At 27.7% G+C, this 25,167-nt stretch carries 19 protein-coding genes and 1 pseudogene; 3 read left to right on the top strand and 17 right to left on the bottom strand.

Annotated elements, in window-relative coordinates; genetic code table 11:
- Positions 1-163: 163 nt before the first annotated feature.
- The 3 genes from sirB1 to prfA all read right to left on the bottom strand — a co-directional run bounded on the left by sirB1 (position 164) and on the right by prfA (position 3,048).
- Complete coding sequence (gene sirB1, locus U0T55_00795; GenBank protein ID XBC42958.1) at positions 164-973, bottom strand: invasion regulator SirB1; 810 nt, start codon at positions 971-973, stop codon at positions 164-166.
- Between the two features lie 162 nt (positions 974-1,135).
- Positions 1,136-1,963 (bottom strand): peptide chain release factor N(5)-glutamine methyltransferase, encoded by an 828-nt coding sequence (prmC, locus tag U0T55_00790; GenBank protein XBC42957.1) that lies wholly within the window; start codon positions 1,961-1,963, stop codon positions 1,136-1,138.
- Complete coding sequence (prfA, locus tag U0T55_00785) at positions 1,960-3,048, bottom strand: peptide chain release factor 1 (GenBank protein ID XBC42956.1); 1,089 nt, start codon at positions 3,046-3,048, stop codon at positions 1,960-1,962. The genes prmC and prfA overlap by 4 nt, the downstream gene beginning before the upstream one ends.
- A 628-nt stretch (positions 3,049-3,676) precedes the next feature.
- Here prfA and ispE point away from each other — a divergent pair.
- A pseudogene (gene ispE / locus U0T55_00780) lies at positions 3,677-4,524 on the top strand (4-(cytidine 5'-diphospho)-2-C-methyl-D-erythritol kinase).
- 78 nt (positions 4,525-4,602) lie between these two features.
- Positions 4,603-5,550, top strand: coding sequence for a ribose-phosphate pyrophosphokinase (locus tag U0T55_00775; protein XBC42955.1), 948 nt, complete (start codon positions 4,603-4,605; stop codon positions 5,548-5,550).
- Positions 5,551-6,250: 700 nt separating this feature from the next.
- Here the strand turns inward: U0T55_00775 and folC are convergent.
- The 14 genes from folC to ndhC all read right to left on the bottom strand — a co-directional run bounded on the left by folC (position 6,251) and on the right by ndhC (position 22,973).
- Entirely contained in the window at positions 6,251-7,501 is a 1,251-nt protein-coding gene (gene folC / locus U0T55_00770; protein ID XBC42954.1) for a bifunctional tetrahydrofolate synthase/dihydrofolate synthase, read from the bottom strand.
- A 479-nt stretch (positions 7,502-7,980) separates the two neighbouring features.
- A complete protein-coding gene (locus U0T55_00765; protein ID XBC42953.1) occupies positions 7,981-9,456 on the bottom strand; it encodes an NADH-quinone oxidoreductase subunit N in 1,476 nt (491 codons plus the stop codon).
- Positions 9,457-9,462: 6 nt separating this feature from the next.
- Positions 9,463-11,001, bottom strand: a complete 1,539-nt coding sequence (nuoM, locus tag U0T55_00760; GenBank protein ID XBC42952.1) for an NADH-quinone oxidoreductase subunit M — start codon at positions 10,999-11,001, stop codon at positions 9,463-9,465.
- 93 nt (positions 11,002-11,094) lie between these two features.
- Positions 11,095-12,933 carry an NADH-quinone oxidoreductase subunit L gene (gene nuoL / locus U0T55_00755; protein ID XBC42951.1) on the bottom strand — a complete coding sequence of 613 codons (1,839 nt, stop codon included), beginning with the start codon at positions 12,931-12,933 and terminating at the stop codon, positions 11,095-11,097.
- Complete coding sequence (gene nuoK, locus U0T55_00750) at positions 12,930-13,232, bottom strand: NADH-quinone oxidoreductase subunit NuoK (GenBank protein XBC42950.1); 303 nt, start codon at positions 13,230-13,232, stop codon at positions 12,930-12,932. Before nuoK ends, nuoL begins: the two co-directional genes overlap by 4 nt.
- Positions 13,233-13,251: 19 nt before the next feature.
- Complete coding sequence (locus U0T55_00745; protein XBC42949.1) at positions 13,252-13,731, bottom strand: NADH-quinone oxidoreductase subunit J; 480 nt, start codon at positions 13,729-13,731, stop codon at positions 13,252-13,254.
- A 40-nt stretch (positions 13,732-13,771) separates the two neighbouring features.
- A complete protein-coding gene (nuoI, locus tag U0T55_00740) occupies positions 13,772-14,305 on the bottom strand; it encodes an NADH-quinone oxidoreductase subunit NuoI (protein XBC42948.1) in 534 nt (177 codons plus the stop codon).
- A gap of 16 nt (positions 14,306-14,321) precedes the next feature.
- Entirely contained in the window at positions 14,322-15,254 is a 933-nt protein-coding gene (nuoH, locus tag U0T55_00735; GenBank protein ID XBC42947.1) for an NADH-quinone oxidoreductase subunit NuoH, read from the bottom strand.
- Positions 15,255-15,294: 40 nt separating this feature from the next.
- Positions 15,295-18,021, bottom strand: a complete 2,727-nt coding sequence (gene nuoG, locus U0T55_00730; GenBank protein XBC42946.1) for an NADH-quinone oxidoreductase subunit NuoG — start codon at positions 18,019-18,021, stop codon at positions 15,295-15,297.
- A 146-nt stretch (positions 18,022-18,167) separates the two neighbouring features.
- A complete protein-coding gene (gene nuoF / locus U0T55_00725; GenBank protein ID XBC42945.1) occupies positions 18,168-19,472 on the bottom strand; it encodes an NADH-quinone oxidoreductase subunit NuoF in 1,305 nt (434 codons plus the stop codon).
- The gene (gene nuoE / locus U0T55_00720; protein ID XBC43063.1) at positions 19,469-19,933 is read right to left on the bottom strand and encodes an NADH-quinone oxidoreductase subunit NuoE; all 465 of its coding nucleotides are present in this window, start codon (positions 19,931-19,933) and stop codon (positions 19,469-19,471) included. Before nuoE ends, nuoF begins: the two co-directional genes overlap by 4 nt.
- Before the next feature lie 34 nt (positions 19,934-19,967).
- Positions 19,968-21,770 (bottom strand): NADH-quinone oxidoreductase subunit C/D, encoded by a 1,803-nt coding sequence (gene nuoC, locus U0T55_00715; protein XBC42944.1) that lies wholly within the window; start codon positions 21,768-21,770, stop codon positions 19,968-19,970.
- A 91-nt stretch (positions 21,771-21,861) separates the two neighbouring features.
- Entirely contained in the window at positions 21,862-22,536 is a 675-nt protein-coding gene (locus tag U0T55_00710) for an NADH-quinone oxidoreductase subunit B family protein (protein ID XBC42943.1), read from the bottom strand.
- Positions 22,537-22,571: 35 nt separating this feature from the next.
- Entirely contained in the window at positions 22,572-22,973 is a 402-nt protein-coding gene (gene ndhC / locus U0T55_00705) for an NADH-quinone oxidoreductase subunit A (protein XBC42942.1), read from the bottom strand.
- 247 nt (positions 22,974-23,220) lie between these two features.
- Between ndhC and dnaK the strand changes: the two genes are divergently transcribed.
- Positions 23,221-25,134, top strand: coding sequence for a molecular chaperone DnaK (dnaK, locus tag U0T55_00700; GenBank protein ID XBC42941.1), 1,914 nt, complete (start codon positions 23,221-23,223; stop codon positions 25,132-25,134).
- Positions 25,135-25,167: the final 33 nt, after the last annotated feature.

Below are 25,167 nucleotides of genomic sequence, written 5' to 3'. Positions count from 1 at the left end.
GATCTCGAATAACATGAACAACACACCTAATCATATTGAATACACATTAACATACAAAATATACAACATAAATTAATTTTTTAATATAATAACACTTATCATACATTTTATTATAAAACAATGCATTTGAAAAAATTTTTACTTTAAAATACATAAAATAATTTTAATGTAATGTAAATTTTTTCTTTTCTATTGCATGAATTTGAACTTTTATTATTTCACTAATAGGATCTTCAGGACAATGTTCTACGAAATAAATAAGATCAGCTAATGCAACATGGTTACATTCTAATTGAGCATATATTAATCCTCGATCACGTATTTCATAAGGATCATTAGGATTAATTTTTAATAACGCATTACTCACATTTAATGCTAATTCCATTTTTTTTTCTTCTATTAACGCATTTTTCAATGTATCTAACATTTTCCTTATAACTGTCAAATTTTGAGCTTCATATAAATCATTTTCGTATAATTCTGCTATAGGACTAATGTTACCTTTCAACCATGCTTCTAGTACGTGTTCGTCTAATGTATCTCCATTAAATGGATTTATCAACCACATTTTTTTATTTAATTTATCAACACGTAAAATTAATTGAGTAGGAAAAATTACCGGAATAAGAGGTAAACAGAGCTTCTGAGCAATATGTAATAATATTACTCCTAATGAAACTGCAGTACCTTTACGAGTTTTTAAAACATTGTCTAACCATAAAACATCAGACAACTTATATACTCCAGTAGCTCCACCAAATTTCCAGTGATCATAAAACAATTCTATTAACTTTTTTAGCTTACAATACATTTCTTTTTCAGGTGCTATATACGATCTAGCTTCTTCTACTCTATTACTTAATTCTTGAACTACAAAATCAGTAGGAAAATCTGATCGAATAAGACGTAATATAAAAACAATTGATTCGCATAACGGTGATTTAGACACATCACAACCAAAAAAAGATGTCATATGATTTCCAATAATTACATTATAAATTTTTATTTAATTGAAAAACCAAATATAACCGTAAAAATTATACGTAATAAAAATATTATTATAACATAAAACAACTAAAATTTACTGAAATACCAACGTAAATCGCATATTAACATGTAAAAATAACATCAAAATCTATCTCTTCTGTCCAACAGTAATTCTATTATTTCCAGAATAATCTTGATAAGTAACTATATTAAAAAAATTATATTTCTTAAATAATTTTTGTACTCGTACTTTTTGCATCCAGCCATGCTCTATCAACAACCAACCCATATTTTTTAAGTATTTTTTAGAATTTTTAATAATATAACGAATAGAACCCAATCCATTGTCCGAAGAAACTAATGCTGCCAATGGTTCAAATAACAATTCTTTTTCTAAATTATCAATTTCATTCAAACTAATATAAGGAGGATTGCTTACAATAATATCAAATGTTTGATTGACAGAAGAAAACCAAAAACTATGAAAAAATACAACATTATTTAATTGCAATATTTTTGCATTTTTTTTAGCTATATAAATAGCTTTCTGTACAAAATCTACACCTACAATATAACAATTAAATTTTATACTAGCCAAGGTCAAAGCTATACAACCACAACCTGTTCCTAAATCTAATATACTTTTGTAATTAACATTATCTAATCGAGTTAAAGTTTGTTCTACTAAAATCTCAGTATCAGGACGAGGAATTAAAGTGTCATATGATACAACAAAAGGCAATGACCAAAATTCTTTTTGTTTAATCAAATATGCAATAGGTTCGCCATTTATTCTACGTTCCAATAAATCGTTTAACTGTTTACAATCATTTTTAGATATTTTATAAGAACTATGACCAACTAACCAATCAATACTTCTGTTAAGAATATGACTAAGCAAAACTTCTGCATCTAATTTATTATTAGAATTGTTCAACTTTAAGCAAGCTATATCTAACCAAGATTTAATATTCATTGAACAATATTATTAAAAAAACTAGATAAATAATTAGCTTGATATTCTTGAATAATTGGCTCAATTAATAAATCTAAATTTCCATTCAATATGTCGTTTAAAGCATATAATGCTAAGTTAATTCTATGATCAGTTACTCTATTTTTAGAAAAATTATAAGTTCTATTTCTATCTGAACGCATTCCACTACCTAAAAGATTACGACGCATAATAGCATCTTCTTCACGACGTCGAGACAACTGTTCTGCTTGAATTCTCGAAACTAACACAGATAATGCTTTAGCTTTATTTTTATGTTGAGAGCGTTCATCTTGACATTCTACTACGTGACCAGTTGGAATATGAGTAATTCTAATAGCTGAATCTGTAGTGTTTACATGTTGCCCACCTGCTCCAGAAGACCTAAACGTATCAATTTTTAAATCGTTAGTATTAATACTTTTCACTTCTTTTTCTGGCACTACAGGAATAATAGCTACTGTACATGTTGAAGTATGAATACGTCCTTGAGATTCTGTTTGTGGTACTCTTTGTACTCTATGACCACCGGATTCAAATTTTAATCTTCCGCATACTCCTTTACCAGTCACTTTCATTATTACATCTTTACAACCACCTTGGTCACTATGAGTAATATTAATAATTTCTGTTTTCCAATGTCTCAATTCTGCATATCTAATATACATTTTCAATAGATTTCCAGCAAATATAGCAGCTTCGTCTCCTCCTGTAGCTGATCTAATTTCAATAAAACAATTTTTTTTATCAAATGGATCATTAGGTAATAACAACGTTTTTAATTCATTTTCTAATTTAACTTTCTTAAAACAAACTATTTTTAATTCTTCTTCAGCCATGTCATGCAATTCGCTATCATCTAATAAATATGAAACTTTTTTTTTGTTATCTTCATTAACTTTCCAATTGATAAAACAATTATTAATATTAGATAATTTTAAATACTCTTTAGATAATTTTCGAAATTTTTTTGGATTAGAAAAAATATTTACGTCAGACAACATATGTTCAATTTCTTTATACCTTGTATGTAAATCTTCTAATTTTTTTATGATAGAATTTTTCATTTTTAAAAACACCCTAAAATTAATTTTTCTATGCGCAATGAATGTACATAGATTATCCTTTATAATAAAAATTTATGATCTCAAAAAAAATAAAGTATATTAATTCTTTCAAATATGTCAAAATATATTTATTTAAACATTTCCGTTAAAAAATTTATACAATCATATACATAACTTTAAAAAATTTACAAAAAAATTATTTACTATTTTATTAAATTCAACCACAAAAATTCTATAAAATTTTAAAACAATATTAGCGCCAAAACCATTTAATGATATTTATTAGTCCTATTAAATAAAGATTAATATAACAATTGCAAAATAATGCCTTTCAAATCATAAGTAAAAGAAAAATGTATATTATAAAAACTAAAAATTTTATCTTAAAACATATTAAATTATGTAACTATATTGCTATTAATAAATAAAATTTTATCCAGTTAACTCAAATAAAAAACCAACTCTATATAAGAGTATACATTTTATATTTAAATCACAACATCTTGTTGCGTAATTATTAGTCAATATGTTTATACTACCATTCATAACACTATTTTTAAATGTATTTGACTTAATTAAAACAAAACATTCTATTATCTTATGCTTTAATAATTGGTGTTTCGATATGATGACAACTACCTGGCTGTCTCCTGCCAAAATAAATCTTTTTTTATATATTACAGGAATACGAAACGATGGTTACCATAACATCCAAACTTTATTTCAATTGTTGAATTACGGAGATATAATATATATTATTCCTAACAATAGTGGGAATATAAAACTATTAACACATACACCATATATACCTCATTCTAAAAATATCATTATCCATGCAGCAAAATTATTAAAAAAAAAGCGCAAAAATTAAAAAATTGCTCGCTAAAGTTAGGAGCTAACATTTATATAAATAAACATATACCGATAGGAGGAGGATTAGGTGGAGGATCATCTAATGCTGCAACAACATTAATCGCATTAAATAAATTATGGAACATAAAATTTAATATTTCGCAATTAGCCAGTTTCGGAAAAAATCTAGGAGCTGATGTTCCTTTTTTTATTATGGGAAAAACATCAATAGCAGAAGGAACGGGAAATATATTATATCCTATAAAAACCAAAAAAAAATGGTATTTAATAGTTTATCCAAAAATTAGAATCTCTACTAAACAAATCTTTTCTCACCCAAAATTAAAAAGAAATTCTCGGAAAAAAAATATTGATTCATTATTAAAAACACCATTTAAAAACGACTGCGAAACACTTGTAAAAAGACAGTTCAATAAAATAAATCATTTAATGACGTGGCTATCTCAGTATGCACTATTTCGAATTACAGGAACAGGATCTTGTGTTTTTTCCGAATTTGATTCCAAAAAAGATGCAATAAAAATTTTTTCTATATTGCCTTTAAATGTCCATGGATTTATTACCAATGGTACAAATATTTCAATTTTACATAAACAATTATAGTTACATTATTTATTTTAAATCATACTTGTAATATTATAAAATTAAAAATTCATATATCTTACATTTTGAGGTTTTCTCGTGCCTGATATGAAATTATTTTCTGGAAATTCTGTTCCAAACTTAGCCAAATCTATTGCTAGTAGATTATACATGAATTTAGGAAACGCATCAGTAGGACGATTTAGTGATGGAGAAATTAGCGTTCAAATAAATGAAAACGTTCGTGGTAACGATGTATTCATTATTCAATCAACTTGCTATCCTACTAACGACAACCTTATGGAATTAATAGTGATGGTAGATGCCTTAAGAAGAGCATCTGCAGGAAGAATTACCGCTGTAATTCCTTACTTTGGTTATGCCAGACAAGATCGTCGAGTTCGTTCATCTCGAGTTCCAATCACTGCAAAAGTAATAGCCGATTTTTTTTCTAGCATTGGAATAGATCGAGTATTAACAGTAGACTTACACGCTGAACAAATTCAAGGATTTTTTGATGTTCCAGTTGATAATGTGTTTGGAAGTTTAATTTTATTAGAAGACATGTTGCAAATAAATCTTAAAAATCCCATTATTGTTTCTCCTGATATTGGAGGGGTAGTAAGAGCTAGAGCTATTGCAAAATTACTACATGATACAGATATGGCCATTATTGACAAACGAAGACCTAATGCTAATGTATCACAAGTTATGCACATAATTGGAGATGTCGCCAATCGCGATTGTATCTTAGTAGATGATATGATCGATACAGGCGGCACATTATGCAAAGCTGCTGAAGCTCTAAAAGATAGAGGAGCTAAACGAGTGTTTGCATATGCAACACATCCAATTTTTTCAGGAAACGCAGCAGAAAATTTAAAAAATTCAAACATTAATGAAGTAATAGTATGTGATACAATCCCATTACCAAAAAATATCAAAACACTTCCTAATGTAAGAACATTAACATTAGCTGGAATGTTAGCAGAAGCTATCCGTAGAATTAGCAATGAAGAATCTATATCTGCTATGTTCGAACACTAATTTCATATTATTCCACTATATAATAGTACAATATTTTGAGTACAATAAAATTATCATTCTTATTTACTGTACTCAAAAACAGTTGCAAGAAGACATTAAAAAATTGCATTAATGTTTAAAAAACCAATTTTATAAAAAAAATTAAAATATATTCTACAATAATATTACATAAAAATACTTTTTATAAAAAATTTTAAAAATATTTTTATAAAATAATTATAATAAGGAATTAATAATGAACTTTTAAAAAATTTGCTATATACAAAGAAAGTTGAAAATTCTAAAAAAAATAACATTGTGCAAACAATCAATATTCCTCGGATAATACCAAAAAAAAATCCTAATATTTGATTCAACATAGATAAATGGAATTGACATAAAAACGTTGTTACTGCATAATTCAATATCCATTTAATTAGAAATAAAAAAATAAAAAAAATTATAAAATTAATCGTATATCTTATAATTTTATTATAAGCAAAAATCGAAAAAAAAGAAAAAAAATAATAATACTTAAAATATATATATACTCCTATTACCCAAACACAAATTGATATTATTTCTTGACAAAAACCGCGAAAACAACTTATAACCGCAGAAATAAAAATTATTGCTATTGAAATATAATCTATTATATTCATAAAATATTCATTTTTATTACAATTTGAAAATATTAAATACCTTATACAAATAAATGCATTTATATTTTTAAAACCTTACACATTTCATAAACTGTAAAAAAAGACCCAAATACCAAAATAGTATCTATAGCTTTGACAACATTTTGAACTTCTTTCCAAGCGCATTTAATGTTAGAGCATACCCTAGAAGCATGCATAGGAAGATATCGTATAATTTTTTCAGCCGAAATACTACGATGTGTATTTAATCTAACGCAATACCAAAAATCAACTATTGGCAATAACGGAGTTACAAGACTTAAAACATTCTTTTCTTTTAATACTCCAATTATAGCATATATTTTACCAGTACCTTTTATTCGTATCATCTTTTTTGATAAAAATTGCGTAGCATGAAAATTATGAGCAACATCTAAAACTACTTGAGGATTATAAGACAATATTTGACATCGTCCAAACAATGATACTTTATCAATACAACTTTTAATAACGTGCTTTTTTATATGAGATATTGATTCAGTAACAGCAGCTAATGCTGTAGCAGTATTAATTAATGAAACTTTCGGAAGTGGTAAATCTAAAAAAAAAGAACTTCTACTAATAAAAGCCCAAAAAGTATTGTATTTTTTGTAAAACCAATCTTTATTTATTAATTTAGAATAGACTTTATTTTTTCTAATAATACCTTTTACAATGTTTGGAATATGTCTCTCAGAAATAATCGCAATTTTATTCTTGCGAAAAATTCCAGATTTTTCAATACCAATAACATTTCGAGTTGTTCCTAAAACGTTGGAATGATCTATAGCTATATTAGTTATAATAGAAACATCTGAATTAATAATATTCGTAGCATCTAATCTACCTCCTAAACCAACTTCTAAAATGATTACATCAAGTTTGCTATGCTTAAATAAATATAAAGCAGACAAAGTAATAAAATCATAATAAGTTAAGGATAATGAACTACACGCATTTTTAATTTCAATAAAAGAAGAAACATGTAAGTCATGTTCTAATTCACATCCATTAATACGTATTCTTTCAGTATATCGAAACATATGCGGAGAAGTATATAATCCTACGCGATAACCAAGCTCTAATAATATTTTTTCCAATACAAAACACGTAGTTCCTTTTCCATTAGTTCCTCCTACTACATAAACAAATGTATTGAAATGTAATATTCCTAATTTTTTAGCAATAGAAACAACATCTTTAATATCGCTACGTTTAATATTTAAATAATATTTTTCCAGATAACCTAACCATTCAAAAAAAGAAAAAGACTTAGTTAAACTATTATTCATATACGTATAACCAAAAAAATTCTTCTGTTCTCAAAACAAAAGTAATAGAAAAATTATATCATACATCTAAACATTGCAGTCACTCATGTACTCAAATGAAACTAATTTATGATTATAAACTATATAATTTAAATCATTCACATGAATTATTACCTTAATAAATAATTTTTACACAATACTAATTTTATAGCACAGTATATTATAAAAAATATTAACTTAATACTAAAAATCATGAACAATCTTATTAAAGATATTATTTAAAAATTCCATCAAACAATATATTAATATAAATATAATGTTATTTAATTTAACGTTGACACGTAACCTATTCACATAATCAGTAGACAACTAGAATTATTTATAAAAAATTAAGTAATATATTTAAAAAACTTTAAAAAAATTATTTCATACAATAATTACTGTATTAAAATTATTATGATAAAATAATTAAGATAAAGAAAAATAACAAAAAATAAATATCAAACTATATTGAATAATTTAGGTTCAGATTGCGATATCAAATTTATCACCATATCTGGAAAAATTCCTAATATTATTATCCACACAGATATCACAAATAAAAAAAATACATATTTCTTACTGCGCGTATCTAAAATTATTCTTTTCACGCTACTATGTATAACTGGTTTTAAGTATAAAAACATAATTATCTTTAAATAAGAATATATGCCTATAATTGATCCTAATATAAATATTATTCCTAAAAACCATAAATTTTCTTTAATGATTAACGATAACAAGTAAAATTTACTAATAAAACCAATAGTGATAGGTATTCCAGACAAAGAAAACAACGTAATAGTCATTATGCTTGACAAAATAGGATTATACCAAAACAAACTACGATAACAAGAAATGCAATCAAATTCTAATTTGCGATTTACATTAGATATAATACTCATTAATCCAAATATGCCGACATTAGATAACCAATAACTTATTAAATATACTCCAACTACTTCTAAAGAAAAATTAAAATTACTAGAATTTAATACAGATACTAGCAAATATCCAAACTGAGAAATAGACGAATATCCTAAAAATCTTTTAATACTAGTCTGAAATAATGCCATAATATGTCCAAAAATTATAGAACAACATAACATTATTTCTAATGAAATATTAAAAAAACCTACATTGAAAAACGTTAAAAAAGTAAAAAGTTTAAAAAACAAACTAAAAACTGCAATTTTTGCTGCAGTTGATAAATATATAAGAACTATTGAAGACGTTCCATTATAAACATCCGGAGTCCATATATGAAACGGAAATATCGATAATTTAAAAACAAAAGCTACAATTACCAATCCAACACCACATAGCAAAACAACGTTTGGATGCGAAATCGACATTAATAATTCGTATATTACACTAAAAAATGTTAAGCTTCCTGAAATAGAATATATTAAAGCAATACCAAATAATGCTAAAACCGATACTGTACATGATAAAATCATGTATTTTACAGCTGCTTCCAAAGAATGTTTCTTAAAATACGTGTATGCAATTAATCCTAACATTGGTAAAGATATTAACTCCATACCAATAAATAAAACAGACATATGATTAGCAATAATTAATGAAATACAACCAATAGTAGAAAATAACAAAAATAGGTAAAATTCTTCATAGTCATAAAGACAATTTTTTAACCATGAATACGCAAATACACAAGAAACCATACTCGATAAAATAATCATTGTAATATAAAATAACGAGTACTTATCTATATGAAATAATACAGTTACATTGGTTGGTACATTTTTTTGAACAAAATATAAAGATAATAAGGTAAATGATAATCCTATAATAGAACATAAAAAAGTAAAAAAATGATTACGATTATATGCAATAAATAACATTATAACTATTGCAGTTGATAACAAAATTAATAATGGAGAACATGATATTAACTGATTTATAGTGATGATCATCAAAAATTATAACCTTGTAATTAAAATAAAATTAGAAAAAACAACCCGAAGATTGTTTAATGGAAATTCAGATATATTCATAATAATACTAGGATAAAACCCAATTAATATTAGTATTACCAACAATAATACTGATATAAATATTTCACGAAAAGAAGTATATGGAATAATAACTACATCATTAAATCTAGAACAAACACCAAAATATGTTTTTTGTATCATCATTAAAGAATATAATGCTGAAATAATTAGAGAAAAAGAAGCAATACTAACTAATAAAACATTATTTTTAAAAGCTCCAAATAATATCATAAATTCACCTACAAAATTTCCAGTACCTGGGATACCTAAATTCGCTACCGAAAAGAACAAAGAAAAACCAGGAATCCACTTTATGCTAGACCATAATCCACCCATTTTTCGCATATCACGAGTATGAGTTCGTTGAAATAATTGACCTATAAGACAGTATAAAGCAGCAGTAGACAATGCATAAGAAATAGTTTGTATAATTACTCCTTGATAAGCTATTTGACTAGCACTATAAATAGCTACTAAAACAAATCCTGAATGTGATATAGATGAATACGCAATCAAGCGTTTTATATCAGTTTGAGAAAAAGCAATTAATGCAGTATAAAATATAGTGATAAGTCCTACAATCATAAAATAATATGCAAATCTAGCTGAAGAATGGGGAAAAAGAAAAATATTAAATCGCAACAAAGCATAAACAGCGGTTTTCAATAATATTCCAGAAATATCTAACGCACCTGAAATAGGAGAGTAAGTATGAAAATCTGGAAGCCAGCCATGAAAAGGAACGATAGGTATTTTTATGGAGAATGCTAAAAAAAATCCTAGCATAATACATGTTTCTAAAAAAAAATTTACATGAATATTATGTAATGCATCATAATTAAAACTTAAAATATGAGTAGAAATGTAATGACAGTGTACTAAAATAAGTATTGAAAACAGTAAAATTAAACCAGAACATTGAGAATACATAAAAAATTTATTAGCAGCAACATATCGATTCAAACAAGTTTTCTTATTATCAACTTTATATCCCCAAAACATTATTAAAAAATATGCTGGAAATATCATTACTTCCCAAAAAATAAAAAATAAAAAAAGATCTATAGAAAGGAAAATACCTATAGAAAAACTTAAAATCCACAACAAATTTAAATAAAAAAATCCTATATTTTTTTTGATTTTATTCCATGAGCACAGTATAGACACCATTCCTAATATGCTAGTCAAAACTAACATTAAAATAGATAACCCGTCGGCAGCTAAATGAAAAGTAATTCCAAATCGTGGTATCCAAGGAGTTTCATATTCAAAATTCCAATGAGATCCATATATACTAGGAACATAAACTGTCAAATCGTAAAAAAACAATGAAATAGATAATACAAACACTATACTCATTGATATCAATGCAATATAATGAGAAATTTTTAAACTATATTGATTACATAACAAACACAATATTCCACCTAAAAAAGGAACCATAATAAATATAGGAAGTAACATGTTAATTATATTTTCCTTATTTTAGTTTATTCGTTTAATAAATCGAACTATATCTATAGTTAAAACATTAATTTTATTAATTAAAAAATACAACTATAAAAATAATTTTATAGCGATCAAAAAGATCAAGCAACTAGAAATTACTAATATAAGATATGTCCGTAAGTATCCATTATGCATAGATAACAACCTACGATATAAAATAGGTAACAAATTTTTTGGATAACGAAAAACAATATCAATAGGATCAGGCGTAAAAATTTTAGCAACATAAAAATAAGGTTTTACAAACATAAAATTATATAAAACATCAAATCTCCATGCATTAAACAAAAAAGAATGTATAAACCTTCCAATACTAGTGCATAGTATATTATTAACAATTGTTTTATTTACAACCCACAAGTAATAAGATAAAACTATACCCAATAAAGACACGGAACTAAAAACGATTTCCAAAAATAGGTTAGAATGAAACAATATTTCTTTAGGAAATACAAAAGATAACGGTAAAACTATATAAGATTCAACAAAAGTAGAAAATATCATTAATATTATTAATGGAAAATTATGACTAAATTCTTTAGGAGATTGAAATTTTCTCTTCTCTTTTCCATGAAAAACTACAAAAATCATTCTAAACGTATACAATGTAGTTAGCAGCAAACCTAATAAACCTGATATAAAAAATACTATATAATCATTTTCCCAAGCAAAAATTAAAATGTCTTCTTTACTATAAAAACCAGAAGTAATAAGTGGAAGTGATGATAAGGAAGCTCCACCGATCAAAAAAGATATATATAAAAATGGCAATTGATTTTTTAATCCACCCATCTTAAAAATATCTTTTTCATTTTTTAATAAAAAAATGATAGATCCGGCAGAAAGAAAAAGTAATGCCTTAAAAATAGCATGAACAATTAAATGTCTAATAGTTAAAGTCCAATTTTGCATACTTAATGAAATAAACATATAACCAATCTGACTCATAGTAGAATATGCTAATATGCGCTTTATATCACTTTGAACTAATGCTGAAAAACTAGAAAAAATCAAAGTAAAACTGCCTATTATTCCTAAAAGAAACAGTATATTTGGACACAATGAAAAGAAAAAAAAAGTTCGTGTTATTAAATAAACTCCAGCAGTTACCATGGTAGCTGCGTGTATTAACGCAGATACTGGAGTGGGTCCTACCATTGCATCTGCTAACCAAGTGTGCAACGGAATCTGGGCAGATTTTCCAATAGCCCCAATTAACAAAAAAAGAGTAATCCATTGCATAAAGTCTACATGTTCTTTTACTGTAACTGTTTTTAAAATTAATTTTAATTCTTCAAAATTTGTAGTTCCGAACTCTCGATAAATAAAAAATATAGATAATAATAAAAAAATATCTCCCACGCGAGTAACAATAAATCCTTTTAAAGCAGCATAACCGAAATTAACATTTTTAAAATAAAATCCTACCAATAAATAAGAACAAAGCCCAACACCTTCCCAACCTAAAAACATAAATACTAAATTATCAGATAAAACTAACAAAATCATATTAAAAATAAATAAATTCATATATGCAAAAAAATTTGAAAATCCATTTTTATGATGCATATACCAAGCAGAAAATAAATGAACTAGAAAACCTATGCAAACTACCATTATTAGCATAGTAAGTGATAAACCATCTAATAAAAATCCAAAATTAATTTTAAAATCATCTACAAAAATAAACGTCCATAGTTTTTCAATTAATATATTTTTATCTTGATATAAAAACATTATAACTAAAAAAACCGAAAATAACATTGATATAAAAATAGATCCAATAGAAATTGCTATAACTTGACTATAAGACAATATATCTTTAAAAAAAAGTAATATAAGACAACTTATTAACGGAAATAAAATGATTATATGAATAATGTTCATCCATGCATCTCACTTAACTTGTCAACATTCAAAGTTTTAAACTGTCGATAGCACTGCACCAAAAGAACCAATCCTATTCCTGATTCTGAAGCTCCTAAAGTTAAAATCAATATATACATTATCTGTCCATCTACTTGATTCCAATAACTGCCTACTACTACTAACGCCAAAGCTACTGCATTAATCATAATTTCTAAACTAATTAACATAAATAATACGTTTTTATGCATCATTAAAGAAATCAAACCTAAAATCAATAAAGCTGAAGACAACATTAAACCGTGAGATAAAGGAATCATAGACAATTTTCCTAAATAATTAATCAAATTTATTATATCTTTTTTTATCTTTTCCAATATGAAAAACCACTACTAAAGCACTTAACAATAATATTGATGCTAATTCAACGATTAAAATATATTCACTAAATAATTTTCTACCCACTTCATGCATATCAATAACAACGTTAAACAAATATTTATGATTTAAACTAGACAATATAAAAATCATAAAAAATATTAAAATTAAAAATAACATAAAAAACATTATTAACTTAATTATAGATTTATCAGATATTATTGAATAATTAACAAAATCGTCAAAATTAAACATCATAACAACAAATACAAATAGAACCATAATAGCACCAGAATAAATTATTACTTCTAATGCAGCCACAAACAATGCACCTAATGAAAATAGTACACCTGATATAGATAAAAATGATGTTATCAAGTATATCAATGAATGCATTGGATTTCTGCTAAAAATAGTTAATATAGTGAATACAACTGACATAAGTCCAAAAAAATAAAAAGCAACTTCCACGTTATTATCCTCAAGGTAACAATGTTTTTACATCAATAGGATTCGATTCATAATCTAAATTACCTTTCTTTTTTCCTTCTATTTCTACGCCTGAAAATTGATAAAAATCATAATCAGAATATTTTCCTGGTCCTGAAATTAATAAGTCCTCTTTCTCATATACTAAATCTTGTCTTTTGTATTCCGACAACTCAAAATCAGGAATAAGTTGAATAGCAGCTGTTGGACAAGCTTCTTCACATAATCCGCAAAATATACATCGAGAAAAATTGATGCGAAAAAACTTAGGATACCAACGATTAGTTTTTGAAATAGATTTCTTCAAAGAAATGCAACCAACAGGACATACAGCAGCGCATAAGTTACAAGCAACACAACGTTCTTCACCATTTAAATTACGAGACAATATCACGCGTCCTCTATACCTTGGAGCAAGATAAACAGATTTTTCTGGATACATTATAGTTTCGCGTTTAGAAAATATATTAATAAAAGTTAGCCAAATACTACGTATTTGGCTAACTAAAGTTTTTATAATACTCATATTAATTAATCTCTTACTATGCTTTGCATAACATAAAAAATGCAGTAAATATCAAATTTATTAACGTTAACGGAAAGCAAAATTTCCACCCAAACAACATAATTTTATCATAACGAGGTCGAGGTAGCGAAGCTCGAATCAAGATAAATAAAAACGCAAAAAACATAGTTTTAAAAATAAACCAGAAAATCGCAGACAAACCAAACCCAAACCAACCTCCAAAAAACATAGTAGTAATTAAACTAGACACTATTATGATAGAAATATATTCTCCAATAAAAAATAAACCAAACTTCATTCCTGAATATTCAATATGATAGCCATCCGATAATTCTTGTTCTGATTCAGGTTGATCAAAAGGATGCCTATGACACAAAGCTAAACCTGCTATAAAAAAAGTTATAAAACCAAAAAATTGAGGAATACAATTCCACAATAGTATCTGACTATTGACAATATCAATCATATTAAAAGATTGTGCACGCACTACTACTCCCATCAAAGATAAACCTAAAAAAACTTCATATGTTAAAGTTTGTGCTGTAGCTCTAATAGCTCCTAATAATGCATACTTGTTATTACTAGACCAACCTGCAAATAAAACAGGATATATAGACAACGATGCCATCATTAAAAAAAATAAAATACCTATGTCTAAATTAATAATAACAAAATTAGAACTAATAGGTACAATAGCTATAACCAGTAACAAAGATACAAATGATAACATTGGAGCAAACACAAATATTGCCTTCCTGCTAAACATAGGAATCCAATCTTCCTTAAACAATATTTTAATCATATCTGCTACTATTTGTAATGTTCCTTGCCAACCTACTCTATTAGGTCCATAACGATTTTGTAACAAACCTAATATTCTACGTTCTACAACACTCATTATTGTTGCACATATTAAAGTTAAAAATAATACTAAAATAGATTCTATCATTAACACTTTAGCTTCCAAAAAAAACTTATAAAAAATACAATCATACAGTTATCTTTTGTAGATCTACAACTTTTTTTCTCGATAAAGCAATAGGAAAATTCAAACAACCTAGAGGTAGGCCCAATTGACCAGATGGAATTTTAGAAGAAACATGAATTACAACCGTAAATTTCATACCAATACAACTAAATTTTATTTTAGATCCAGATTGAATAAATAAAGCATCGGCATCACATTTATTCATAATCCCTACAACGTTACGCACGATGTTTTTGACATCTGGAGAGAATTGAGATAATTGTTCGCTACCAAATAAAAGATAATATGGACTAATATAATAACCATCATTATTAACACAAACTGGTTGATATTCAAACCACGGAATAAACTTGTTACAGTCATATTTCAATAAATGTTTACCAGGATTTCCACAATATAATTCTCCGTTGATTTCTTTTTGAAATTTATTCCATGCTTGTAAAGAATTCCAACCGGGACTCCAAGCAAAAGGTATATAAGAAGAATACTTATAAAACTGCTGACAACCTTCCATAGAAAAAGAAAACATAGAATTTTCATCTTGAGGTTGACTAATTTCATGAACATTAATATCAGATCTAACTGACGTTCTACCACTCAACCGATGTGGAGATCTAGCTAATTTTTGCCCAAAAATTTTAAAAGATGAATCAGGAGCTACAAATTGCAACCGTTTCAAAAGATAATTTTCAGCAGACATACTATAAATAACATCATCTAATTTATTCCATATTCGACTCTTATTGTACAATTTACACTCTATATCATGCAACCACATCCAACTATCTAAAACATGAAAATCATCATTATAAAATTTTGGATCATATACTTGAAAAAAACGTTGAGCCCTTCCTTCATAATTTACAACCGTTCCTGAACTTTCAAAACAATTAGTTGCTGGTAACACTATGGTTCCTTTTGTAACAGTCTTAGTGTTGAGATGATCTATTACTATAGTAGTTTTTATAGTACTAAATAATTCTGTAATCTGAATCTTTGATAGATAACGATATAGATCATTTTCTAAAATTATTAAAGAATCGCATTGCTTTTTTAAAGAACTATCAACAACGCTTTCTAAAGACATACCTCCTAATAGTCCAATACCTAAACTATTAGAATTAGATGTTAATAAAATTAATCCTACTTTTTTCTTTTTATTTTTTAACGCTTTAGCTATATTATGCGCAGCTTGAATTAATTCAACACTATTAGAATGAGTACCCGAAATAATAAGAGCATTATTAGAAGACAACAATGCAAAAACGATTTTATTTATTAATAAAATCATACTTTGACTTAAATTTCGAACATGAGGAGAATACTCATCAATTTTATGAGCAATTTCAAAACTTAATTGAACTTGATCATCTATTGTAGAAAAATACGTTTCTTCAGAAATATCATCTAATTTAGTTTTATACACATTAGTAATAAATAACTTATATCTCAAATTTTGCGAAATATTCTTAACCGCTAATGTATGCCATTTGGGAATGTTATTAAATTTTGCTATATCTCGAGATCTTCCTTTTACTGCCTGTCGAATAGATAAAGCCATCATAGGAGATGTTTGTGTAATATCCTCTCCCAAAATAAGAATGACATCATAATCCTCTACTTCTTTTAATGTAGGTACATAAATTCCGCTGTTAGCAATAATTTTTGCGATCAATTGTATACAATCTAATTCTTTTTGTAATAGTCCTACCGAAAAATTATCCGATCCAACCAGCTTTTGAAGAGCATAATTACTTTCTAAACTAGCACGGCTAGAACCAATTCCTATTATCCTAGATGAAGATGTTAAATACTTTGCTGTTAATTTTACAGAATCATTTACATTATATAAAACGCGTTCTTTATTTTCAATTCGATGAACAGAATGTTTAGGTCGATCTTTTAAATTAGAGTAACCATAACTAAATCGACCTAAATCACATAAAAAATAACGATTAATGTTCCCATGATATCGATTTTCTACTTTACATATTTCTCCATATTTTTCACCCGCACTAATATTGCATCCAATGCAACAATGTTGACAAATACTCGGAGCATATTGCAAATCCCACTTTCTTACATATGTTTTTGATTGAATTTTATCAGTAAAAACTCCAGTAGGACAAACATCAATTAAATTTCCAGAAAATTCGCTATCTAATGATCCTTCTTCAAATCTCCCAAAATAAACATTATTACTAATTCCATATACTCCAAAATCAGTACCATCAGCATAACCTTTGTAATAATGAATACATCTATAACAAGCAATACATCGATTCATTTCATGTTTAATAAAATGACCTAAATACTGGTTTTTATGAGTTCTTTTTGCAAACCTATATCGACGAACATAATGTTTGTTCATAACAGTCATATCCTGAAGATGACAACTTCCACCTTCTTCACAAACAGGACAATCATGCGGATGATTAGTCATTAAAAGTTCAGTAATACCTTTTCTAAAATTCGTCGCTTCACTATCATTGACAGAAACAATTAATCCATTTGTAATAGGAGTCATACAAGATACCACTAACCTACCAATTTTATCTTCAAAATTATGATACTGTTTAACCATACACTGACGACATGCACCAAAACTTCCTAATGTGGGATGCCAACAAAAATACGGTATGTCAAATCCAAGAGACAAACAAATGTGCAATAAATTCTCCGAATCACTAACATTATATTCTTTATTATCTATAAAAATTATAGCCATAAACTAATCTTTGTTTCCATTTGGTAAAAGCTTTATGCAACAACGTAATGTTGTAAGCAATAAAACTTATTAATATTCGTCTAAAATAATAATTTCTAACGTATTTTATTAAACTAATCACGCATGTTTCGTTAGATTGAATTCCATTAAATAGATGAGATATTAATGATTGATGTTTTTTTAATACCACTTTCAAATTCTGATCGAAAATATTTGATAGCACTTTTTAATGGTGAAACAGCTCCTGGTGCATGCGCGCAAAATGTTTTTCCCGGACCTAATTTACAGCATAACTCTTCTAAAATATCCATATCATTTTCATGACCTTGATGAACTTCTAAAGATTTTAAAATAGAAACAATCCAAGGCAAACCATCACGACATGGAGTACACCATCCACACGATTCGCGAGAAAAAAATTCTTCGATGTTTCTTACTAAAGAAACTATATTCACAGTATCATCAATTGCCATAGCTAAAGCAGTTCCTAATCGACTACCTGCGTTTTGAATAGTAGAAAAATTCATTGGCAAATCAATATGTTTAAACGTTAATAATTCTGTACTCGCTCCTCCTGGTTGCCATGCTTTCAAATTAAGTCCATTATTCATGCCACCAGCATAGTCTTCTAATATTTCACGCGCCGTAATTCCAAAAGGTAACTCCCATAATCCAGGATTTTTAACTTTTCCTGAAAATCCCATCATTTTAGTACCAGAATCGATACTTTTTGACAAATTTTTATACCATTTTGTTCCATGCAAAATAATAGATGGTATATTAGATAATGTTTCTACATTATTTATGCAAGTGGGTTTCCCCCAAGCTCCAACATAAGCAGGAAATGGGGGTTTATATTTCGGATTAGCACGTTTACCTTCTAAAGAATTAATTAACGCAGTTTCTTCTCCGCAAATATAACGACCAGCACCACTATGCAAAAAAATTTCAAAGTTTAGGCCAGATTTCAATACATTACTTCCTATATATCCGTACTGGGTGGCTTCAAAAATAGCTTTTTTTAAAATGCGTTCAGCTTGAACATATTCGCATCTCAAAAATATATAACTTTTACTAACGTTAAGAGCTAAAGAGCTAATTAAAATACCTTCTATTAATTGATGAGGAATTTTTTCCATTAAAAATTTATCTTTATACGTTCCTGGTTCCATTTCATCTGCATTACATAATAAATAACGAACATCAAAACTACTTTTTTTAGGCATTAAACTCCACTTTATTCCTGTAGGAAAACCTGCTCCACCACGCCCTTTTAATCCTGACTCTTGCACTATACTTATAATATCTACAGGTTGCATAGTTTTAAGTGCCTTCTCAAAAGCCAGATAACCACCATTTTTTTTATATTCTTTAATCCACACTACATCTTCTTTTTCATTTAACCACCAAGTTAATGGATGAGTTTCTGAAGTACGTAATATTCTTTTCACTTATATAATTCCAATAATTCTACTACTTGTTTTAAACTTAAACGAGAATAAGTGTTATCATTAATCATTATAGTAGGAGCGTTATCACAATTTCCTAAACAACATATTGGTAATAAAGTAAAACGGAAATCTTTTGTAGTTCCACCAATAGAAATGTTTAAAGCATTTTCTAAACACGATTTAATATCTTCACAACCATACATGTAACAAACTACACTATCGCAATAACGTATTATATTTCTTCCAACTGGCTTTCTGAAAATCTGACTATAAAATGTAGCAACTTCTTCTAAATTACTTTCAGGTATTTTAAGTACTTTTGAAATTTCACGAATAGCTTGTTTTGACACCCAACCTCTGCTTTTTTGAACAATTTTTAATGCTTCTATAGAACTAGATTGAGCATCTTCATAATTGCTCTTACTTTTTAAAATGTCTATTTCTTCTTCCTTACTTAACATAAAGACATTACTCAACGTATTTTTTAACATTTCTTCAACGATCAACATCAGACATAACAAAATCGATACTACCTAAATAAACTATTAAATCTGATATTAAGCTCCCACGAATAACTGACGGTATCTGTTGTAAATGAGGAAAACTAGGTGTTCGTATTCTAGTTCTATAACTTATAGTGTTACCATCACTAATCAAATAATAACTATTAATTCCTTTAGTTGCTTCAATCATTTGAAAACTTTCATTAGGAGGAAGTATCGGACCCCAAGAAACTTGTAAAAAATGAGTGATCATAGTTTCAATATGTTGCAGCATGTGTTCTTTAGGAGGAGGAGTAGTTAATGGATGATCAGCCTTAAAAGAACCTTCTGGCATATTATTTAAACATTGTTTTAAAATATTAAGACTTTGCCAGATTTCTTCTATTTTTAACATAACTCGAGAATAACAATCACTAATTCCATTTCCTATTGGTATTTCAAATTCAAAATTATGATAACCTGAATAAGGCCGTTTCTTTCTCACGTCAAAATCTAAACCAGTAGCACGTAATCCAGATCCTGTAATGCCCCATTTTAAAGCTTCGTATTGACCATATTGCGCTACGCCCTTCGATCGGCTAATTAAAATACTATTTTTCAATGCAGAATTAGTATATTTAATTAATCTTTTTGGAATCCAATCAAGAAACTGTTTTAATAATTTATTCCATCCTTTAGGTAGATCATGAGCTACTCCTCCAATTCTAAACCATGCTGGATGCATACGAGCACCAGTAATAGCTTCAATAATATCGTAAATCTTTTGACGATCAGTAAAAGCTAAAAAAACAGGAGTCATAGCTCCAACATCTTGAATAAAAGTGGAAATATACAATAAATGACTATTGATTCTAAATAATTCTGATAACATAACACGAATAACTTCTACTTTTTTTGGTACTATAATACCTGCTAATTTTTCCACTGCTAATACATAAGGCATTTCATTAACGCATCCGCCTAAATATTCAATACGATCAGTATATGGAATATAACTGTGCCAAGTTTGGCGTTCCCCTATTTTTTCGGCTCCGCGATGGTGATACCCAATATCTGGTACACAATCTATAATCTTTTCTCCGTCTAATTGTAAAACAATACGAAAAACTCCATGCGCAGAGGGATGATTTGGACCTAGATTTAAAAACATATAATTACTGTTTTTATTTTCTTTTTTCATTCCCCACTCTTCTGGACGAAATCGCAATGCATCCATTTCTCTATCTTCTTTATATTGATTTAAAGTAAAAAAATCAAATTCAGTAGCTCTGCATGGATAATCTTTTCGCAACGGATGACCATTCCAATTCCTTGGCATAATAATTCTGGTTAAATTCGGATGGTTATCAAAAACTATTCCAAACATGTCCCATGTTTCACGCTCATACCAATTAGCATTTGAATACAATTTAGTTAACGTAGGCAAATTAAGTTTATTATTAAATAACGCAATTTTAAACATCACATCATCATTTCGAGAAAAAGATATAAAATGATAAAATACTGAAAAATCAGCTAATGGCAATGTTTGACGATAAGAACGACATCTTTCATCTACACCGTGTAAGTCAAATAAAGTCGTATATGGATTTTGGATGCTGAGTAAAAACTTACCAATTTTTAATAACATGCTACTACTAATCCACAACACAGGTATTCCTATTAAAGTAGATTGAAGTACAAATTGATTTCGTCCAAAAAACTTAAACAATTCTTTCACAATATCGTTATAAACATAATCGCGAGGAATGTTTTGAATCGTATTACTAGCTTTTTCTGAAATGTTTTTTTTCATAAATTACATAACGATCTCATATTATCTCATTAACAAATATAAAGAAATTACTAAAAGCAACGAACGACACACCACAGTGTACATAAGCATTCTAAACTTGATCTAGTGAACGAAGATGTTTAATAGAAATATACTTCTCTCGACGTTTACTTTTTTCTGAAGGCATATTAGCACGATAGACTCCTTGTTCTCCTATCATCCAAGACAATGGACGACGCTCTTTAGAAATAGATTTCTGTAACAGCATTAATGCTTCTATGTATGCTTCCGGTCTAGGTGGACAACCAGGAATATAAACATCTACAGGCAAAAATTTGTCTACTCCTTGAACAACAGAATAAACATCGTACATTCCCCCTGAATTAGCACAAGAGCCCATAGAAATCACCCACTTTGGCTCTAACATTTGATCATACAAACGTTGAATAACAGGAACCATTTTAATAAATGGTGTTCCTGCTATAACCATAAAATCAGCTTGCCTAGGAGATGCGCGTAATACTTCAGATCCAAATCTTGACACATCATGTATAGAAGTAAAAGCAGTTACCATTTCTACATAACAACAAGACAAACCAAAATTGTAAGGCCATAAAGAGTTTTTTCTTCCCCAATTTACTAAGTTATGAATATATTTATTTATATTTCCCATATAAATATTTTTATGTACATAATCTTCAATGGGATCAGATACAACATATTCTTTTTGAGAAGGATAATTTTTATCTTTTTCTGAAATATCTACTTTAGTTAACGTATATTTCATAAAGTAACTCACTCTAAAATCATTCTAATATTACATTAATATTTTTTGCAAAACTCTTTGGAACTCCAATTTAATGAGTTCAAACGAATTAAATAAACTAACCCAGACAATAAGAATAAAACAAAAAATATAACCTCTATAAAAGCGCTCCAGCCTAATTTAATAACATTTATCGACCACAAATATAAATACAATGATTCAACATCAAATAAAACAAAATATATTGCTACTAAATAGAACTTAATACATACATTTAAATACAGATTATCAACAGGATCTATTCCCGATTCAAACGGAGTATGTTTATATCGCGATTGAGACTGTCCACCTAGCATTGAGCTTAATGATAGCATTAGTAAGCTAATTCCAATAGCTATTATGCAAAACATAAAAAAAGCCCAATTTTGATCAGAATGAAATATATTTTCAAAATTCATAAATTTATAATTTTAGTATATCAATTAAAGTATAAATATACTAAGCTAAAAAATAAAAACTTTCTATTCAAATAAAATATTTTAATATTTTTAAACTAGTTTTGTTTTTAACCTTGATGATTGAAAAATTGACCCCATTTATTTATTATTAAACTAAATAATTGATGTTAGATAAATTTTTAAAAAAATTAAAATAATAAAATAGTTGAATCATTTAAAGTATGTTTATTTTAACAAGGAAATTATGATGAGTAAAATAATCGGTATTGACTTAGGAACTACTAATTCTTGCATTGCAATCATGGATGGAAGTAAAACTCGCGTATTAGAAAATGCAGAAGGTGATCGTACAACACCGTCAATTATTGCATATACTAACGATGGAGAAATATTAGTAGGAAAACCTGCTAAACGTCAAGCAATAACAAATCCAAGTAACACACTATTTGCCATCAAGCGTTTAATTGGAAGAAAATTTACTGATGAAGAAGTACAGCGCGATATCAAAATAATGCCATATAAAATTGTCAAATCTGATAATGGAGATGCATGGATTAATGTCAAAAACAAAAAATTAGCACCTCCTCAAATTTCTGCAGAAGTATTAAAAAAAATGAAAAAAACTGCAGAAGATTATTTAGGAGAAGCAATAACAGAAGCAGTCATTACTGTTCCTGCTTATTTTAATGATGCTCAACGACAAGCAACAAAAGATGCAGGAAGAATTGCTGGATTAGACGTAAAAAGAATCATTAATGAACCAACAGCTGCAGCATTAGCTTACGGTTTAGATAAAGACAAAGGTAATAAAATTATAGCTGTATATGATCTAGGTGGAGGAACATTTGATATCTCAATAATAGAAATAGATAACGTTGACAAAGAAAAAACATTTGAAGTACTAGCAACTAATGGAGATACCCATCTCGGAGGAGAAGATTTTGATAGCAGACTAATAAATTATTTATCTGAAGAGTTTAAAAAAGATCAAGGAACTGACCTAAGAAATGATCCATTAGCTATGCAACGTCTCAAAGAAGCAGCAGAAAAAGCAAAAATAGAATTATCTTCGTCCAAACAAACTGACGTAAATTTACCTTATATAACAGCAGATTTACATGGACCTAAACACTTAAATATTAAAGTAACTAGATCCAAATTGGAATCCTTAGTAGAAGATTTAATTAATCGATCTATAGAACCATTAAAAACAGCATTAAAAGACGCAAAATTATCTATTTCAGATATCAATGATGTTATTTTAGTCGGTGGGCAAACAAGAATGCCTATGGTTCAAAAAAAAGTAGCCGATTTTTTCCAGAAAGAACCAAGAAAAGATGTTAATCCAGATGAAGCAGTAGCTGTAGGCGCAGCGGTACAAGGAGGAGTACTATCTGGAGAAGTAAAAGACGTATTATTATTAGATGTTACACCGCTATCATTAGGTATTGAAACTATGGGCGGCATAATGACTTCATTAATTAATAAAAATACTACTATTCCAACTAAGCACAGTCAAATATTTTCTACTGCAGAAGATAATCAATCAGCTGTCACAATACATGTACTTCAAGGAGAACGAAAAAGATCCATAGATAATAAATCGTTAGGTCAATTTAACTTAGATGGAATTCAACCTGCACCAAGAGGAATGGCACAAATTGAAGTAACATTTGATATAGATGCAGATGGTATTCTACATGTATCAGCAAAAGATAAAAACACAGGAAAAGAACAAAAAATTACAATTAAATCATCGTCTGGATTAAACGAAGATGAAATCAAAAAAATGGTTTCTGATGCAGAAGCTAATTCTGAATCAGACAAACAATTTGAAGAATTAGTAAAAATTAGAAATCAAGGAGATCAAATCTCTCATAGTACCAAAAAACAACTAAAAAACGCAGAAAAAAATATAGATAAAAAAGACAAAGATAATATTACAAAATCTTTAGAAGAGTTAGACATAGCTTTAAGAGGAGAAAACAAAACCGATATAGAAGAAAAAATACAAAATGTATTGAAATTTTCTTCAAAATTAATGGAAAATGCTAAAACAAACACGCAATCTAATGCTTCTAATAATAACGAAAACTCTGCAAAGCCTGAAGATAACGTTGTAGACGCAGAATTCGAAGAAATCAAAGAACCAAAAAAATAATGTTTTCTAAAAACCATACAAAATAACGAACAA

The organism is Buchnera aphidicola (Kaburagia rhusicola ensigallis), from assembly GCA_039830025.1.
GTDB classification, from domain to species: domain Bacteria; phylum Pseudomonadota; class Gammaproteobacteria; order Enterobacterales; family Enterobacteriaceae; genus Buchnera_B; species Buchnera_B aphidicola_AW.
Note: the sequence above shows the minus strand (reverse complement) of the source record. Positions and strands in the feature narration are given on the sequence as shown.